The sequence below is a fragment of the Pseudooceanicola pacificus genome, assembly GCF_009789075.1.
Classification (GTDB): domain Bacteria; phylum Pseudomonadota; class Alphaproteobacteria; order Rhodobacterales; family Rhodobacteraceae; genus Pseudooceanicola; species Pseudooceanicola pacificus.
Genome location: NZ_WNXQ01000016.1, coordinates 42,815 through 59,861, shown reverse-complemented (window position 1 = coordinate 59,861; position 17,047 = coordinate 42,815). Strand labels below are relative to the sequence as shown.

The 17,047-nt window shown below is 55.8% G+C and carries 13 protein-coding genes; 2 read left to right on the top strand and 11 right to left on the bottom strand.

Annotated elements, in window-relative coordinates; genetic code table 11:
• Positions 1-84 precede the first annotated feature (84 nt).
• From GLS40_RS17590 to GLS40_RS17550, 9 genes are all read right to left on the bottom strand, one after another.
• Positions 85-1,455, bottom strand: coding sequence for a TniQ family protein (locus GLS40_RS17590; RefSeq protein WP_160383865.1), 1,371 nt, complete (start codon positions 1,453-1,455; stop codon positions 85-87).
• A complete protein-coding gene (locus tag GLS40_RS17585) occupies positions 1,452-2,456 on the bottom strand; it encodes a TniB family NTP-binding protein (RefSeq protein WP_160383864.1) in 1,005 nt (334 codons plus the stop codon). Before GLS40_RS17585 ends, GLS40_RS17590 begins: the two co-directional genes overlap by 4 nt.
• Positions 2,449-4,206: a Mu transposase C-terminal domain-containing protein gene (locus GLS40_RS17580; RefSeq protein WP_160383863.1), complete on the bottom strand. Its 1,758-nt coding sequence runs from the start codon at positions 4,204-4,206 to the stop codon at positions 2,449-2,451. Before GLS40_RS17580 ends, GLS40_RS17585 begins: the two co-directional genes overlap by 8 nt.
• Positions 4,164-4,616, bottom strand: coding sequence for a hypothetical protein (locus tag GLS40_RS17575; protein ID WP_160383862.1), 453 nt, complete (start codon positions 4,614-4,616; stop codon positions 4,164-4,166). The genes GLS40_RS17580 and GLS40_RS17575 overlap by 43 nt, the downstream gene beginning before the upstream one ends.
• The gene (locus tag GLS40_RS17570; protein WP_160383861.1) at positions 4,613-5,305 is read right to left on the bottom strand and encodes a hypothetical protein; all 693 of its coding nucleotides are present in this window, start codon (positions 5,303-5,305) and stop codon (positions 4,613-4,615) included. Before GLS40_RS17570 ends, GLS40_RS17575 begins: the two co-directional genes overlap by 4 nt.
• A gap of 187 nt (positions 5,306-5,492) precedes the next feature.
• Positions 5,493-5,768 (bottom strand): helix-turn-helix domain-containing protein, encoded by a 276-nt coding sequence (locus GLS40_RS17565; protein ID WP_160383860.1) that lies wholly within the window; start codon positions 5,766-5,768, stop codon positions 5,493-5,495.
• Positions 5,769-6,584: 816 nt separating this feature from the next.
• A complete protein-coding gene (locus GLS40_RS17560; protein ID WP_160383859.1) occupies positions 6,585-7,220 on the bottom strand; it encodes a hypothetical protein in 636 nt (211 codons plus the stop codon).
• 363 nt (positions 7,221-7,583) lie between these two features.
• The gene (locus tag GLS40_RS17555) at positions 7,584-8,516 is read right to left on the bottom strand and encodes a DUF4238 domain-containing protein (RefSeq protein ID WP_160383858.1); all 933 of its coding nucleotides are present in this window, start codon (positions 8,514-8,516) and stop codon (positions 7,584-7,586) included.
• Between the two features lie 225 nt (positions 8,517-8,741).
• Entirely contained in the window at positions 8,742-12,728 is a 3,987-nt protein-coding gene (locus GLS40_RS17550) for a hypothetical protein (RefSeq protein ID WP_160383857.1), read from the bottom strand.
• Positions 12,729-13,132: 404 nt separating this feature from the next.
• Here GLS40_RS17550 and GLS40_RS17545 point away from each other — a divergent pair, with 404 nt between their 5' ends.
• Positions 13,133-13,537 (top strand): hypothetical protein, encoded by a 405-nt coding sequence (locus GLS40_RS17545; protein ID WP_160383856.1) that lies wholly within the window; start codon positions 13,133-13,135, stop codon positions 13,535-13,537.
• A 237-nt stretch (positions 13,538-13,774) separates the two neighbouring features.
• Here the strand turns inward: GLS40_RS17545 and GLS40_RS17540 are convergent, their stop codons facing one another.
• Positions 13,775-14,164, bottom strand: coding sequence for a hypothetical protein (locus tag GLS40_RS17540; RefSeq protein WP_160383855.1), 390 nt, complete (start codon positions 14,162-14,164; stop codon positions 13,775-13,777).
• A 143-nt stretch (positions 14,165-14,307) separates the two neighbouring features.
• Here GLS40_RS17540 and GLS40_RS17535 point away from each other — a divergent pair, with 143 nt between their 5' ends.
• Positions 14,308-14,490: a helix-turn-helix domain-containing protein gene (locus GLS40_RS17535; protein ID WP_202076298.1), complete on the top strand. Its 183-nt coding sequence runs from the start codon at positions 14,308-14,310 to the stop codon at positions 14,488-14,490.
• Between the two features lie 199 nt (positions 14,491-14,689).
• Here the strand turns inward: GLS40_RS17535 and GLS40_RS17530 are convergent, their stop codons facing one another.
• On the bottom strand, positions 14,690-16,978 hold the full coding sequence (locus GLS40_RS17530) for an adenosylcobalamin-dependent ribonucleoside-diphosphate reductase (protein WP_160383854.1): 2,289 nt from the start codon (positions 16,976-16,978) through the stop codon (positions 14,690-14,692).
• Between the last annotated feature and the right edge of the window lie 69 nt (positions 16,979-17,047).

Below are 17,047 nucleotides of genomic sequence, written 5' to 3'. Positions count from 1 at the left end.
GCCTTGAACTCAGGCGCATGCTGCTTCCGTTTCGACATCTCTGATCTCCTTCTCGTCGAAGATCAGCAGACTGCAAATCATAGCTTATGTCAGTGTCCGAATTTCGGGGGGTAGCTCAGTTTGAAGATCGGACTGCCTGGCCTCAGGAACCGCAACAGTTTCCGCGTGTCTCAATATCTTTTTCCGGAACTCACGGATCGCCAGGACTGAGTAGCGTGGCTTTGCCTTCGCAGTCTGGCTGACAGGCGCGACAAATCCCCATTTGCGCATGACGTCGAACTGGCTTCTGGAAATTCCAAGTTCCCGCTGAGCTCTTCCCTGACAAACCGACATTGATGTGTTTATCAGGAGCGGCCTAACCAGCTCGGCGTCGAACAGATACTCACCGTCGTTTCGGCTTGCTCCGGACGGACTCTGCAAATAGCCTTCTGCTTCAAGGATACTGCGCAGTCTCTTGGGATGAAGACCGGCTTCTTTCGCGGCGGATGCCACTGAATGCACACGGCGTCGAACACAAGGTTTGCCAAGCACCACAGTGCCGGTAGCAATCGGATATGAAGAGGTGATGTGGTCGTGCACGATGTCCCTAACACGATCATATTGCTTCGCCTTCGCACCTGAATAGAGCCACTGGTAGAACCGCCCGAAATGCGCCTGGGGACCGCCTGTCGACCCACCATGTCTACGCTGGAGATCGCGAAGGCTTTCACGAAAAGCCGCATCACCCGCTGAGAGGACCGAGAATCCCGCTACTCCCGAGGCCGCCCATTCTCGTTCATCCAAGGCTAGTAAATCGACATTCGCACCACTGCGCAGGACTGCTCCCAACATCTCACTCGTCTTGATGACGACCTGCAGTCCAAACTTGTTGAGCCAAGTGTGGGTAGCGCCGCCATGGATCCGGGCCACAATGTAGTGCTCTAGACCTGTCGGCTCGGCCGCGGTGGAGCTACCCCCCGCCAGCCTATCCCGTGGTGCCACCTCCATCAGTCGACCGAAGAAGTCATGTGGGCTCCGATCTTTGGCTAACTCACTGGTGCTGAGCAGCGTGCAATGGTGCCTCGTACAAGTGCGAAGGCCGCCGACGTGCCAATAGCTACGATCGAAGGGGGCGAATTCGCCTCCTGAATCATAATCTGCCAAGATGCACGCCGGGCAGACACGGAGGTTCGAGCGTAGCAGTGTTTTCTTTTCGAAGGCCTGATCCGCGAGGACATGACCACCGCCTTCGACTGACCGGATCGCATGTCGCAACAATGCTTCACAGTCCACTTCTCCCAGTTCTGCAAGGCGTGATAGATCGCGTGGTTTTCCCCGCACCAGGTCCAAGAATGACAGCGACATGTCCGTACTGAAGCGCGTTGCGGACTTGCTCATGTTCGCCGCAGCCAGGCGCGACAGGAATGACGTCTGCGTCTCGCACGCCTGCAGATCAACCAAGACGGGGAGCGTCATTCTGTTTCATCCGTTTCGGCACTCTCTCCCAGCTTCCGAATTTGTCGGAAGTCTTCTGCAAGATAGGGGTTCGCGGCATCCACGCGATCGTATTTGTTACGGAACGCGGCAGCGAAATGCTCGATCTTCACCTCGTCGACACCCCGCTGCAGGGCTTCTGATTGAGCTCCGCTGATTTCTTGCACGGTCTTCCCAAAGTGTCCGGCAGACGCATGAAGTAGCCGCCGGATGAACGAAATTTTTCGAAGGTCAGGATGAACCTCGAGCCCCACCTCCTCAGCGTATCTAGACACGATGGCCACTACAGTTCCTTTGTCGACCTCCGTCGTAAGCGGCCTGCAAGAGAGCGTCGTCACCCGGTTCTTCAACTGCAAATCCTGATCCACGAGATGTCTCAGTTCAGGAGTGCCAGCGAGAACAACACACACTGGCCAATCAGGGTCTTGAAGCAACGATTTTAGCGTGTTGATGACCTCTTGGGTCGCACCACGTGCCCCGGTGCTGGCAAGGTCCTGCATCTCGTCGATGAACAAAACCTTCACCCTGCATTTCTGAAGGAGGTTTCGAACCTGATGCCAAATTTCATGGGCAGGCTTTCCCCTCAGGCTCAGCGCGTCACTCTTGTCGACGTACCCCAGCTTGACGAGGATTTCGTGCCCAAGCGACTTTAGCGTAGCTGGAGATGGCGTCTTCAGTGCGCAAACGTCCACCTGCCGTATACGCTCGACCCCTCGTCGTTGCGTGCTCGGTGGTCGCAGCATAGGGTGAGAAAAGATGCAGCGCTCTACTGCCGTGGTCTTCCCGGATCCAGACGGGCCCAGAACGACCAAGCCAGAAGCCTTGCCCCGCCGGGGCCTTCCCTCTTCTATATCGAGTAGCAAGGTTGCGAGCTTCAAGCCAAACTCCTGGGAAACCCTGTGAAAAATATCATTCTCCACGAAAATGTCGTCGAGCTCCCGCAAAGCTTTCGCGACCCTCATCTGCGCTTCATAATCAACCATCGCCGCGCCCCCGAAACACCAGGTCATTTTCAGGAATGATCTCATCGTCACAGACCGTCACAGCTGTCAGGCCGACAGTTGCGTCCGTTCCGTTTTCCAATTCCCCAGATTCAGAGCGACCAGTGACCTGAAAGGTGGTTGCAGTCAGCTCGCTTCGCGCCGGATCGTCCGCCAGCGGTTCAAGTTCCAGGCCCATGAAGACTGATCGCTCGACCTGATTTATCTGCTTAGCGCTGAGCGCAAAGGGAGTAACGCTTAACAGACGCCATGGCTCTTCGTTCATCGCCCGGATGTCTTCGAGAGCTGCGCGAACAATGTGCCGCTTCATCTGTGCGAGGTCGTGGTTGCGTTGGCGGATTTCACGTACTTTGTTGATCCAAAGCTCCAAGCGAATTCCCTCGAATCCACCCCCATTTGGCAAACATCGAACCCACTCCTGCCCCAAAAGGACGTCGATGGCCCCCATGTCCTCTGGATTCACACGGACTTGCACATGCTGCTCGTTGTCAGGGCCATGGATGAAGTGGTTCTGCAGTTGTGGGCTGTTGTAACTGACGCCGCAGACCACCACGCCGTTTCCGCGCACGTTCCGCCTCGTTCGCAAACCGAAGATTGCCCGCCGCTCGGCGGGCAATGGAGGAGGGACGATCGGATATTTAGTCCCTAGGCGCTCCCACGCGTCAGAAGGTGCTTCCCCCTGCAACCCTTCATGAGGACGGTTATGGTATACATCGACCACGTAGCGGATGAGCATTTTTGCCAACTGATCATCCGTCAGTGTGGCGCTGCCTTTCGAGTCAAAGTCCCCTCGTTCAAACGGATTCGAAAAAGTGCGTCCATTGGCCTCCTGAAACAGGTCAGTATTAAAGGTACCAAAAACCCGTTCGATAAAGGCTCGCAACCAAGGTGTCGCAGCAGCGGGGGCGTCGTGATCGCCTCCAAGAGCGGCCACAGTTTGGGCGAAAATGAAGGCAATGAACGCGCTTCCCTGGTCGGTCACAACTGCCGAGAGTCCGGCGTGTTGGTGCCAGCTGCACTGCGCCCCTGCCGCTCGAGCCAAATCACTTTTGTCACGTGTCACCAATGCCAAACACTTAACCGCTTCGGCGGCTGACGTAGCCTTGCAGATATGGAGCGCCAAGATACAGCGAGTAGTGGCGCATATAGCGACGTACATCCAACGCCGTCCCCGCGGCACCCGCTTTCGTTCCTCCTCTGAAAGCAGATGCCAAATAAAGGAATTGGTCGCGAGGGTCATAACATCGATTTCGCATTCGTCGATCTCGATCCTCTCGGCTGGATACAGAGATGACACCCCATTCTCGAAGACAGCGAACTTCTTGCGTGTGGCGTCGAGACCATACCGCTGGCAGGCTACGTAAAACTTGTCGAGCTTGCCTATGGCTCGCCGCACTGTGCTTGCGCCCGGAACTGGCCACGGCCTCATCCCCTCGGCGAGGCGGCGAGAATTCATTTCTTCAAAGGCGGCTTGGGTATCCTCGATAATTCTCTTTTTCGTCTTCCGGCGACGCGTTGCGTAGCCTTGGACGCAACGCGTGAGCAGCGCCATCGCCTCCGGTGGGAACCTGGGAGTCCGATTTCCAGAATTTGAATAATTTTCTTGCAATCCGATCGCGCGATATCCGCTGCGCTCGTAACTCCAGAACCAGCGCAATAGCGTTCGAGGGGACGGCTCCTCTTTGAAATTCAGATCAGTCCCAGCACGCTTTTTCTTGCCCTCCTTCTGCATCGCACCCATTTTCGTGAAACGTCAATTGACACTTCCGTGAGGACGGCTGCAATCGAACGATCAGTCCGAAGAGCATGACCGCCAACCAGCAGTCTGTTCAGCTCGTCGCAGTAAAGCTTCTTCCAAAGAACCTTTTGCTGCACGGGGTCATCCGGAACCTCTACCTCTAGCCTGTTGCGTATTGCGGGATTCGTTTTCAGCGCCGCGCCGTCACGGACGTACTTCAATCTCTCTAACCTGCCCAACTCATCCAGCTGGTCATGTGAAAAATACTCTGTGACGCGCGGCTCACACACGGTCTCGAGGCTAATACCGTTCCGATCCTGATCCACGAAAATATACTCCGTCTGATCTATCGTGAACAAATCACCGCCGCAGTATTGCCAGAGGTTTGGGCGCACCATGTTCATGCCAGTCTCCCCGCGCGAACCACAGTAGAGTAGTCGATCACGCCGCTACTGACTTGCACCAACAGGCCCGAAAAGACCGCAACGAACGCAGCACGGAAGGCGCGGCCTCCTAGCCCAACAACCTCAACCAGCCGCCCCAAGGTGATCTGTCCAGTCAGTGTGCCGATGAACCGACGAACTGCAGCGTCAGCTTCGGTGTCCTCAACCTTGCGGAGTGCGTGAAAGCGCGCATTATTCGCCTCCGTCGCACGCGAAATCGTGCGGTCGGTGAAGAGCGTTACCTCATCTGCAAATTTGGGCGAGATCGACTGAGCGATGCACCCGAGCTTGAGGTCCAGGCGCTCTTTCACCGCAAGCGCGTATGGCTTTACTGCAACGGCAATACGGCGCCCATCGCCACGCTCGACCAGCAAGTCGAATACATGGGTATGCTGGGCGTTATCCAGCCCGCGATAAGGAACCGGACCGACTTGAGCGCGAACCGAAACGACATCGGGTTGCGCTAAGTAATGTTGGGCCGCTTTCCGCTCCAGGATCGCTTCCGTGATGATCGCCGTGTTCGGTGCGCCATGTCGCCCTGGCAAGGTGATAAGGCTGGTTCCGTGCCCACGGGCGCGGCGGTTGATCTTACGTGCACCTTGCAAGATCACCGGCTGCAGAACAGGGCGTTCTGAATGTATCGAAGACATTTTGCCTCCCCTAGAGTGTCAGAGAAAAGGCCAAGGGAGGCCGTTCGCGCTCCAGCAAGGGCACGTCAGGCTTGACTCTCGGCACGACAGAGGGGATCAAAGACGCAGTGAAGCTTCCAATTTCACGACATCTTTCAAAGGTCAGGACGTTCCAGCGTTCTGGCCTTTGCCGTTTCCGGGAACCCGATCAGGTTTCTGGCTCGGTTCCCTCCTTCTTTGATTTCGTAGAATTCTTATCGTCGGGCCGACGGTATCTGTCAGGCCAGATTTCTGCAGGGTCCTTGCCAAGCTTCCGAGCGACAGCTGCCTGAATTTTCTGACTTTTCATGGCTCCAGAAACGCAACTGGAAATGGCGCCAAACGAAACGCCGAGTTCCACAGCAATGCTGCTGAAGTTGTGCCCGCGAAGGCGAAGCTCGTATTTGAGACGCTCTCGGAGAGCAGTGTCGATCTTGTCGCTCAAAGCCAAGTCCAGACGCATAGGTTGAATATTTAACCTAGCGATACGAATCAGGAGATTTATCAGCAAGCTATTTCATGCGACTTAGCTGCGCCGCCTAACTACACCAGCTCGAAGGCCTAACCTATTGCAATGTAAATAATTAATTCAAATTCTTACATAAAAGAAGTGCTCGTCCCAAGTGAAACAACAACTTGGCGAAGAACGTCAGTCTCCCGCCAACGCACAGCCAATCTAAGCCCCGTCAGTAAGTCGACAACTGTGTGACACTTTGTCGCATGATATTTGGAGAAAAGAGGTCGGGGTTCTTAAGCACACCAAATCAGGTTGCTCTCTGAGATGCCGCCATAAATTGTGTGAGCTCAAAATTGTGCGCCTCTTGTGGGCTGCGCACGCTTTTGCCGTCCGATAAGTGCCGGGTCGGATGCCGTGCGGCGTACCACGTTCTCCAGCATTGCCTTGCCGTCACTCGGCCAATCCCGCCGTTCGCAAGGGCCACCACTGCAGCAGTCCGACTTCCCACACCGGACATTTATGACACCGCGCGGCATCGCCCAAGTGACCGAGGACCGCAGTGCGGAACTCTTCCAGCCGTTCGCCGCGAGTGCTTGATTTACACTGCGGCTGCTACGACCCTCAGGAAAGAGCGGCCCAGAGCCGACCTTGGCCAGGATCACCGTTGCCGCAGCGCCGCTTCCCCATGCCGGACCTTCATGGCACCGCGCAGCATCGTCCAGGGCACCGAGGTCCGCAGTGCGGACTTTTCTGCCGTTGACATCGCTTGCGCCAACGACCGCTTTGCGTTGAGCGTGGTGAGTCCTACCGCCCCACCAATATTGCGCAAACTTTGAAAAACACTGCCACTGTTGGGTAAGTCAGAAGTGTCACACCGGCAGCGAACAAAACAAAACACGTCCACCGTGCGGCCTCAAAACGAGTGTTTTGAAAAGAGAACCACAATGCAAGAATGTCTCTGTCATACATCTCGCTGGCTTTGGGCCGGTCGTGTTCTTTGTAGTGATTGAAGGTATCTTGGATACGCGAGGTATCCTTGGGCAATTTCTTGTCCAGAACAGTACGAATTCGACGGTTGAACTCGTGGTGAAACACCTTGGTGTTCTCAGAAACGTAGTCCTCAACGTGCCAAAATTTCTTTATTTCATGGGGGCATAGGCCTTGGAATATTACAGTAGATAGACCGAGCGCGGAAAGAGCTATGTAGATATTCACCACCTTGCGAAGCATGAAGTCATCGTCGAGCCTAGCGAAACCGCCATCACCACAAGCCGCACTTTCAAATGCAACACACGCCCATTCCATAGACGAGCCGACCAGCGCAACAAACGCGTCGTTGAAAATAATAAAGTACCCAAAGACTGGAACAAAGACGCTCAGTTTCGCAAATTTTGAGCTGCCAAATGATCGCAGCAGCTCCCACGTTGGAGTGAAAAACATTTAGGGTTCCCTGCTTTTTATGGTCGCTCACATATTCAGTTTATCGTCAGGATTGTCCATCATGTTGGTCCTGAGTGGTAAGGTGCGGACATCGGCGCGACTCGCAGCATTCGGCACTTAGGGCTCGAAGCCGACATGCGGCGGTGCGGCAAGGGCCAGCCGCTGGTCGCGCCACGCGCGACGTCACTCACGGCCCAAAGTTGTCGTTTGCTGATGGTCTTCATCGTTGCGAAGCGGCCCTTCAAAGCCGCCGTTCGCTGAATGAGCCAAATCTGGACGAGTTTGAATTGAGAATTCGCAGACGGAGTACCAATCTGAAGCGGGCATTTACAGGGCAGCTGCCGACGCATCGCAACGATGGCTCTACCCGAGCGGGCTTTCCTCAGCTACTATCTCATGTCCCCGCATCGCGGCGAAGCGTTCCATGTGGGTAGAATGCCGCCGCGCCGCGAAGTGCTTCTGGACGAAGGACTTCATATTGTGATCCACCCCAAAGACGAATTTAACCGCGTGTTGGACAGTGGTTTTGTTCACGCTCTTCGCCTGTTGGCGTCGGTTCTGTGCCGCGATTCGTAACATGGTTTCGGTTTCGCGAGACGCGACGAAGAGACGGGTCGGGCCGATGGGCATCAAGATGAACGCATTAGGTTCCGAGAGTGTCATTGTCATCCACACGGGTCGATCCGAAGTCAGCAATGGTATGCCACAGCCCTCGAAGTCGAGCACCATCCAGCGCATGTTGTTAATAATCTGGCCTATGCCCGAATGATCCATGGATCGTCGGGCGATCGTCAGCGCAAAGCGGTCTTCGGTGTGTGGATCAAGCGTGGCAAGCCAGTCGTCAACGCTTTCGGGCGCACCTTCCGGGCGTTCCGCCTCGTATGCCGCTTGCAAGCCGGGAGTCGCTTCGCTCCACGCCTCTTTGACCGATGACTTGAGTTGTGCGATTTCAGACGGTGTCCTGATCGACTGCGCCCATACGAAACGCGACCAAGCACTTCTTAACCGTTGCTCCCATTTGGATTCCGGCAGACCTTGCTCAAGCAGGCCCAGCGCCTCGGCGGCTTCCGAATCCAATCGGGACATGAAATCTCGTTCCATATCGGCAATAGGCGGGCCATCGGGCGTCCGCATCGAATACAGATGCTCTTCATATGCGGTCCCTTTAGGCGAAACGCGCTTTGAAACCACCCTGTCACCATGGGGGCGGTTAAACCGGCACACTTTATCATCCCCGCCCGCCCAGCGGTTGAGGTAGAAGACTGCCAAATAGTGATGATCGACCGGGTCGCTCATGGTGGTTCGCCTTGCAGGGATGCCAAGATACAGGGGTCACAGTCATACCGCAACACTGGCCAGAAATTGCTCTCCTACAGTAGCAGCAATAACGTCTCATCGAAGTTTTCGGTGGTCTGAAACTGCCCTAAAAAAGCAAAAGAACCGTAGTATCAAACGCTTTCAGTGAGGGTTGATCTTTGAGCCTTCTTGCCACCGTTAATAACCTTGGGTGACATCGGTAGTCTACTTGGCGAAGCGCTCTGCGATCTCAGCGAACGTAACCAAAGCAACACTGTGCATGTCCGTGATCTCCGAATACTGCAAAGGCGTCGGTTCGCTGAATAGCAGAACGCGCTCAATCTGGCTGATCTTCAATTTGACGAATGCTCCCACCAAATCCATTTCAGTTTCAATTGCTTCGCATCGGTCAAGGTGCTTCTTTAGATCATCCTTTTTGCCTTTTTCATTTGTCGTGCCTTGATACTTCTCCAGTCGTTTTGCAATCTCGCCTATGGTCTTATCCATTGACAAATCCTTGCACTCAATAACAAGGACACGCCCCTCAGCTTCATTCCACGCCAAGACATCTACATCGCCAAAGTCCTGGGTTTTCTTGCGATTGAACAACTGCCCATCGGAGAGGTTGGCTTGAGCTTGCCACCCTATCTCTCGGAAGCACGCGGCCACCTTTTCGTTGAAAGCCTCGCCCGTTTCGGCATTTATCCGGTCAATCCACTTGAACATCGGACCATTCTCTCGGAACAACCGCCGCTCCAAATCACCTGTTCGCGCCCCGATTATGAATTTGTCTAAATGGGTTGCGATCATAGCCGGTGCAACAAAGAGCATCGGATCATCGCCATTATCAAACTGGATGATCGGACGCGTTACGATGGACAGCGGCCTCTGAAAACGCCAAGGCGCCCAGGCCCAATCCCCCATGCCTTTGGGTGAACTGCTCCATGTGTCGCGTAGGGTGTAGGTGAACGGCACAAGGCAAGAAAGGACAACATCTGGTGGCAGTTCCGTTTCTTTGACCAATCGGGAAATCAGCTCAGAGCGCAACCATTTGGCAACAGCCTCTCTGTTGGCTTCCAAAATATTGTAGAAACCATTCCATACTGCCTGCATGATTTCGAAAGGAAAACCATACTCCTGCTGCCAAACCTTCGCGAACTCTTCGTTGCGTCTTGCTTGTTTTGCTGCTTCCTCACGTCCACTTTCTTCGGGGTCAGAAGCCTCTTCGTCTTTCGTCCGTGTCTCCCCGTAGTGCCTGCCGTAATTAGCACTTGCATTAGCCAATCCCCGACCTTGATACATTTCGCCGAAAGGATTGACGATCTTGTCAGAGAAGCCATGATCCATCATGACTTCCCCGGCGGCTGAAATCTCTATCTTGGCAGGCATCGCGCGTGACTTGATTGCGTCAGAATAACCACCGAGGTGATGCATTTGTGAGGCCATCGCCATCAATGGCCCGACATCATGTATGCCAGGGACAATACCTTCGCCGATTGGGCATTCACACAATGCGGCCTCAATGATTATTCTGGACGTTAAACAGGTTGCGTTGAGTTGCCCCAACTCCTCAATGGCCTTCTTCGAAGCCAGGGCCGCCTCGTCACTGAGTGCTTCGACCGCGCCGAAGGTCCGTTTCCACGTATCTATTTCTGTTGAAGCTCGTTCATGGTTGCGCAGACAGAGTTCAACCAACGCGCCTCTTTCGTAGAGCGCAAGATCAGACTTGAATTTGGCAATCAGCGCCCGCACCAACTTCCGCAAGTAAGCCGTACAGGATTCCACACCTTCAATTTTGTAGGGGGCAGAGCGGTCTTGTGCCATCCACCCTAGACCTAGGCGCATAGTTGCATCATCGAACCGCGAAATAACAAATGCATCTTCTGTAAGGTCTTCGCGTATGAAGTCGCGGGTTTCTGGGATCGCGAAGGCATGGAAGTGGCGCGCCCTATCTGATTTCACAACGGCTTGAGTCATCTCCACGAGGAGCTGATCGTCTGCTTCTACTTGTAACAGCTCGATAGATGCCTTGAGCAAAGCGCGCGCAAGCCCGCGCTCTGCAATATTGTCGACGCGCCTTTCCGCAGACAAAAAGCCTTCATTGACGGTGATAACGCATTCTCGGTGACTCGAACCGTCAGTGGCGCCGCTCTGCACGAAAAGTGCCTTGATTTCTTCGTTTGTCAGCACGTCGTCTTGCCCGTCAGGCATCGTCGTGTCGGCAAAATGGAGCTTGCAAAGAATGGTATTTCCCAGTGGCGTATCAGCACGTTCGTCCAGGTGCTTGAACACGAACTCTGCCCAATGGGTTGCCATGTTAAGAATTTGGTATTGAATTTTAGGGTCGAGGGTTCTTTCGACTGTCGCTTCGATCCAGTAGACATTGCGTTGCCCGGTATAAACCGACCGGAATTTGTGAGTCTTGAAAGCGTCAATATCGGCGTAAAACGGCGAAAGGGTTTCCGAACCGTAGCGCGGTGAACCATGCACTCTGCGCAAGTTGGCGATATCCCCTTCCGGCCTTCGGATCGCTTTAATATCTGCCCCCATATAGGCCTTAATGCGAGGTCCGAGTACGCACGTCAGGGGGATAGTTATCCCGCCAAAGGGTTTTCCGCCTTCTTCGTTCCGGATCTTGTGATGTTCGATGATGTGGCCATCGTTGCCCACCATCCAGCCATAGAGATTCAACAGCCCATTGTTATTGAAGAAACCGAAACCAAGCGCCTCGAACCGATCTCGCGCATCCAGAATCTTGAGGAGATCAAGCACGCCGAACGTCGGAGTATGGTGCAGGGTCAACAAATCAGGCGGCGGCAACATTTCAGAGCGCCAATGTTCTGGGTTTTCTTGAAGGCCTGCACCGAAGAACCGGCCCCAGCCGCATGGCACGATTATGGTCAGGCCCTCACGGAATCCGTCCTTAATCGAACATCCTTGATAAGCATGATTGATGCATTTCCCGATAAGCTCAGAGTCAGCGTCAGCATCATTCGATGTCATGAAGGTGCCATCTTCGAAATGATCAAAGTTGTCGAAGATGAAGAGAAGATGAAGATAGCGGCCTGCATCAATTTCCTTCACAAGCTGCGCAATGGTCTGGTTTCCGATCCGCTGCGTCTGCAAAAGCGGCGGGGAAGTCTTGAGAATTCCTTCATTCTCAAAGTGAGCGATGTACGCACGGATCAGCGCTTCCTCGATCTCCTTCTTCATGCCTGTCCGCAGGCAATAGGAAATTGTAAAATGTCGAACTGCAAGCCCGATACACGCAGGCAAGAAAACGATGACACCGTCCTTGCTTGGTGTGATCGGCATGGCTTCTAACGGCGTGTGTCCCATCGAGAAGTCGGCAAGATTTGGGATGGAGTCTTGCTGAATAATAAAGGGCGCAAGATCGTCAATGGAAATGCCCAAGGAAGCTAGGTCGTCGTGAGAGTAGGCCGCTCTTCGGCGCATCTCCGGCAGAAAATTTTGATCAGGTTTTCCGATATGGGCACGCGGGACAGTCTCTCCAACGCAATAAGCTGGAAGACCTGAGCGCTCGGCAATCACTTCGGACAGGCGCAAGACAGCGCGGATGGCGTTTTTTAAAAACAGGTATTGCCCACTGGAAGGCATATGCTCAACAATCGACAAGAAGAGTTGTGTGTAGAAGCGGTTGCCTTCACCCGTTCCTTCAAACACTCGATAAGTAACGCCTTCAAAGGTGACATTTGCCACGAAGACATCTTCCGCCGCATCTTCCTGCCGCCCGCAGGTTCCTTTATCCAATTGATTGAACCATGCAACAAATTGTGCAGGTTGGGGCCTGTTCTTACCCTTGGCGTAGATAAAGGCCAGATGGATCAATACATCCAAGCGATAGGCATTGGATTGCAATTCAGGTAGAGTTGACATCCCTCCTAGTATCGCGAGGCAATCGTGAAAACGGCTTTTTCTCAATGCATTGCGTACGACAGAGTATTCTGTTCCAAATTCTTTGAAGCTATGGCTAGGCTCCGGCGGAGAAAAGGCCTCAGGATCAAAGTCTTCGCCCAATGAGACAATTGCGGAATCGGCATCAGGTGGACCACCTTTTCCCTTGATGAAGTCTGAAATCGCTTGAAAGAGTTCCTCTTCGTCTGACAACTGCGCCTCACTCACAATTTGCGAAAACCATGCCGCAACCCTAACGATACTCGACACATATTGAACGAGCCAGACCTTATACAAGAGGTTCCTCTTTCGGCGCGTTCAGAGGGCTGGTTTCTGTCCGTTGACGTCATAAAAATTCTCGTTTGCCTACAGCAGCGGCCCAACCGGTAATATGGGCCGTGAATGGCTGCTTTTCGTATTCCGAACCAAGGGTTGCACATCCGCAGAGAACGGCAGCTCTCCGCCCCCAGTGTCGATCGAGGGGGCTTCGACCTTGGTCCTCGCCTGAATGTCCGCTTCGGCGGTGCGGCAGGGGTGGCTTCGCGACCGCGGCGAATGACCCGCCCATTGAGCCGCCACCCACAGGCGAATGCATCTGCATGGAGCCAATGTCTCGTCTTTATAACGTCAGCATAAAGCGTACTGCGAGGGCTTCTTGTGAACGTGAACTTACGAGACGATTAGCCCTCCGGTTCCGACCCATGTTCCACATCACCCCAATGTTTGTTAGGCGCAAGTTTTCGGGCTCGGCGTTCGATTTCGGTTATTCGAACGGGGCAGAAATTCCACTGATCCACGCCAACGTTCACGGCGTTGCGCGAACCCTGCCATTGATTATGGACGTGGCCGAAGAGCTGAAGCGCCCCGCGGCGGGCATGGTTCCATGTGATCATCGGATAGTGGCAAAGTGTGTTGGGCACCCCGCGCCCATCCTCGATCTCGACCATGTGCCGGACTGTATCCCAAGGCAGCTCCAGCGTCGCGGCAAGATCGTGATTACCGACGACAAGGTGCTGGCGCGCCCCTGGCAATTGAAGGAAAATGCGCTCGACATAAGCGCTATCCTTCGCTCGTTCACCGAAGGCAAAGTCACCCAGGATCCATAGGTCATCCTCGGGCCCGACACTCTCCCAGAGGTTTGCGATCAGCATGTCGTCCATGTGCCCGGCTGATCGGAACGGCCGTTTACAGAAGCGGATAATGTTCTCGTGACCGAAGTGCGTGTCGGCCGTGTACCAAATCGCCATAACCCTCCTTTCGATGTTGCATCCTGCCCAACTTGGCAGGCTCCAAAGCACACGATCTCTCCTTATATGCAGACCAGCCTGCGCACGCTTCGCCCTTTAGATTTGCAGTCGCCGGTGAACATTGCAGTAGACCTTTGCTGCAGGGTCGAATTCTCTCGGGTCTGGCGCGACGTCTTTCGGCGAAGCATAGTTCCGACAGGGTCTTCCCGCTTTTGTCAAAGCCTCGCACGGGAGCTCGCCGCCCATCTGCAGCTCCGCCCAAGCCCGCAGCACATCTTCAGGCATTTCGAGCCGCTCGGCTGCAAATTTCATGACGTTCGACACGACTTCCGGAAGATCTGTGGCCTCGATCCCCAGCGTCTTTCCTGGGAGCAACTGTATCCACCCGCTGCCACCCGCTTCTGACAACCAGTACTCAAAATGAAGTCCCGGGTAGCCCTCCATCTCCTCCGCAAGTTTCTCCAGTTTTACCAAGTCGATGATCATTGCAGCCTCTCCTTTGCTTCGACGTCCAGATCGGGCGCCGGAATGTCTCTTAAAACCGGTAGAGTTAAAACCGACATTCGCCAATAGCATCGGGGGTGAAACGGACACCCAAGAGCCCCCTGAGAGACGTACTTGCCCGCAATATGCGGCTGCTTCGTGCTGAGAAAGGGTGGTCTCAGGAACGCCTTGCCGAGGAGGCGGGCCTCAACAGGACCTATTTGAGTGCTGTAGAGCGGTCTGAGCAGAATATCTCGATCGACAACCTCTACCGTGTCGCGAAGGGGCTGGGCGTCGAGGCTCATACCCTACTGATACACCTCGATTAGAAATTTATCTTCTTAAAAACAAATAGATAAACAGAAAACGGGCCTACCCTCTGCAGGTAGGCCCGTTGCTTTTTTACTGACATCCACAGCGCCCGACATCGGCCCGTGGGCAATCTATGCGGTGACAGTGGGCACCAAACCGCACCAAATGGGCAAACTATGGGTCAGTTCAGACATCATAAAGGCACACATCGCCCCCTCACCCGCATTTGGAATGCCCGCAGGACGAGCAGGTCATGCAGCCTTCGATCATCTGCATCGTGTACTGCCCGCAGGAGGGGCAGGCCTTGCCGCGGGTGCCGCTGTCCAGCCCGACGACCTTGGCCTGCGGGTCGGATTTCAGGCCAAGCCCCTCGCCCGCGATGAAGCCGATGGAAACCAGGTGCGTCTCGATCACCCCGCCGATGGCCGCGAGGATCGAGGGGATGTATTTGCCCTTGATCCAGGCCCCGCCGCGCGGGTCGAAGACGGCCTTCAGTTCCTCGACGACGAAACTCACGTCCCCGCCGCGCCGGAACACCGCGCTGATCATCCGGGTCAGCGCCACCGTCCAGGCGAAATGCTCCATGTTCTTGGAGTTGATGAAGACTTCGAACGGCCGCCGGTGCCCGCCGATGACGATGTCGTTGATCGTGATGTAGATCGCATGCTCGCTGTCGGGCCACTTCAGCTTGTAGGTGTTGCCTTCCAGGGCAGTGGGCCGGTCGAGCGGATCCTGCATGTAGACGACCTCGCCGCCCTCGACGGGCTGCGGAATACTGGCCTGGGCCTCGCCCGGGGCCTCTTCGGTGGTTTCCGACACCGTCAGCACCGACCCCGTCACATCGTTCGGCCGGTAGGTCGTGCAGCCCTTGCAGCCCGAATCCCAGGCCTGCATATAGACGTCCTTGAAGGCCTCGAAGCCGATGTCCTCGGGGCAGTTGATCGTCTTGGAGATCGACGAGTCGACCCATTTCTGCGCCGCCGCCTGCATCTTGACATGCTCCGAGGGGCTCAACGTCTGGGCGTTGACGAAATAATCCGGCAGGGGCGCGTCGCCCTTCACGTCGCGCCACATCTGCACGGCGTAATCCACCACCTTCTCCTCGGTGCGCGATCCGTCCTTCTGCAGCACCTTGCGGGTGTAGGAATAGGCAAAGACCGGCTCGATCCCCGAGGAGACATTCCCGGCGTAAAGGCTGATCGTCCCGGTCGGCGCGATCGACGTCAGCAGCGCGTTGCGGATGCCATGTTCGCGCACTGCGTCGCGCACATCGTCATCCATGGTCATCATATTGCCCGAGGCGAGGTAGGGATCGGCCTCAAACAGCGGAAAGGCCCCCTTTTCCCGCGCCAGCCCGACCGAGGCGAGGTAGCTTTCGCGGGCGATCAGCTTCAGCCAGGCCTCGGTCTGCGCCGCCGCCTCGTCCGAGCCATAGCGCAGGCCCAGCATCAGCAGCGCATCGGCCAGCCCGGTGACGCCCAGCCCGATGCGGCGCTTGGCATGGGCTTCGGCCTCCTGCTCGGGCAGCGGGAATTTCGAGGCGTCGACCGTGTTGTCCATCATCCGGATGGCGGTGCGCACCAGGGTGCCCAGTGCCGCGGCATCCAGCCGGGCGGTATCGCTAAAGGGCGCCTCGACCAGCCGCGCCAGGTTGACCGACCCCAGCAGGCAGGCGCCATAGGGCGGCAGGGGCTGCTCGCCACAGGGGTTGGTGGCGGCGATGGTTTCGGCATAATTCAGGTTGTTGGCGGCGTTGATCCGGTCGATGAAGATCACCCCCGGTTCGGCGTAATCGTAGGTCGCCTTCATGATCCGGTTCCACAGATCGCGCGCCTGCACGGTGTGGTAGACCTTGCCGTCAAAGATCAGGTCCCAGGAGCCATCCGCCTTGACCGCCTCCATGAAGGCATCGGTGACCAGGACCGAGACGTTGAACATCCGCAGCCGCGCGGCATCGGATTTGGCGGTGATGAAATCCTCGATATCCGGGTGATCGCAGCGCATCGTCGCCATCATCGCCCCCCGGCGCGACCCGGCGGACATGATCGTACGGCACATCGCGTCCCAGACATCCATGAAGGACAGCGGGCCCGAGGCATCGGCGGCCACGCCCTTCACATCCGCGCCCTTGGGCCGGATGGTGCTGAAGTCGTAGCCGATCCCGCCGCCCTGCTGCATGGTGACGGCCGCTTCCTTCAGCATGTCGAAAATGCCGGCCAGGCTGTCGGGGATCGTGCCCATGACGAAGCAGTTGAACAGCGTCACCCGCCGCCCCGTCCCGGCCCCGGCGGTGATCCGCCCGGCGGGCAGGAATTTGAAATCTTCGAGCGCCTCGTAGAACGGCTGTTCCCAGGCCTCGGGCGTTTCCTCGACCGAGGCCAGCGCCCGTGCGATTCGCCGCCAGGAATCCTCGACAGAGCGGTCGATGGGCGTGCCATCGGCCTCTTTGAAGCGGTATTTCATGTCCCAGACCTGTTCGGCAATGGGGGCGGCAAAACGGCTCATGGGTCTGTCCTCGGGCAAGGTGGTGTCTCAGGTTAGCAGGGCGGGCCCCGGGTCTCCATCAGATATGCG

Excerpts from the sequence above, each read along its gene's own strand:
- GLS40_RS17590 (WP_160383865.1), bottom strand. The coding sequence starts at position 1,455 with ATGACGCTCCCCGTCTTGGTTGATCTGCAGGCGTGCGAGACGCAGACG.
- GLS40_RS17585 (WP_160383864.1), bottom strand. The coding sequence starts at position 2,456 with ATGGTTGATTATGAAGCGCAGATGAGGGTCGCGAAAGCTTTGCGGGAG.
- GLS40_RS17580 (WP_160383863.1), bottom strand. The coding sequence starts at position 4,206 with ATGCAGAAGGAGGGCAAGAAAAAGCGTGCTGGGACTGATCTGAATTTC.
- GLS40_RS17575 (WP_160383862.1), bottom strand. The coding sequence starts at position 4,616 with ATGAACATGGTGCGCCCAAACCTCTGGCAATACTGCGGCGGTGATTTG.
- GLS40_RS17570 (WP_160383861.1), bottom strand. The coding sequence starts at position 5,305 with ATGTCTTCGATACATTCAGAACGCCCTGTTCTGCAGCCGGTGATCTTG.
- GLS40_RS17560 (WP_160383859.1), bottom strand. The coding sequence starts at position 7,220 with ATGTTTTTCACTCCAACGTGGGAGCTGCTGCGATCATTTGGCAGCTCA.
- GLS40_RS17555 (WP_160383858.1), bottom strand. The coding sequence starts at position 8,516 with ATGAGCGACCCGGTCGATCATCACTATTTGGCAGTCTTCTACCTCAAC.
- GLS40_RS17545 (WP_160383856.1), top strand. The coding sequence starts at position 13,133 with ATGTTCCACATCACCCCAATGTTTGTTAGGCGCAAGTTTTCGGGCTCG.
- GLS40_RS17540 (WP_160383855.1), bottom strand. The coding sequence starts at position 14,164 with ATGATCATCGACTTGGTAAAACTGGAGAAACTTGCGGAGGAGATGGAG.
- GLS40_RS17535 (WP_202076298.1), top strand. The coding sequence starts at position 14,308 with ATGCGGCTGCTTCGTGCTGAGAAAGGGTGGTCTCAGGAACGCCTTGCC.
- GLS40_RS17530 (WP_160383854.1), bottom strand. The coding sequence starts at position 16,978 with ATGAGCCGTTTTGCCGCCCCCATTGCCGAACAGGTCTGGGACATGAAA.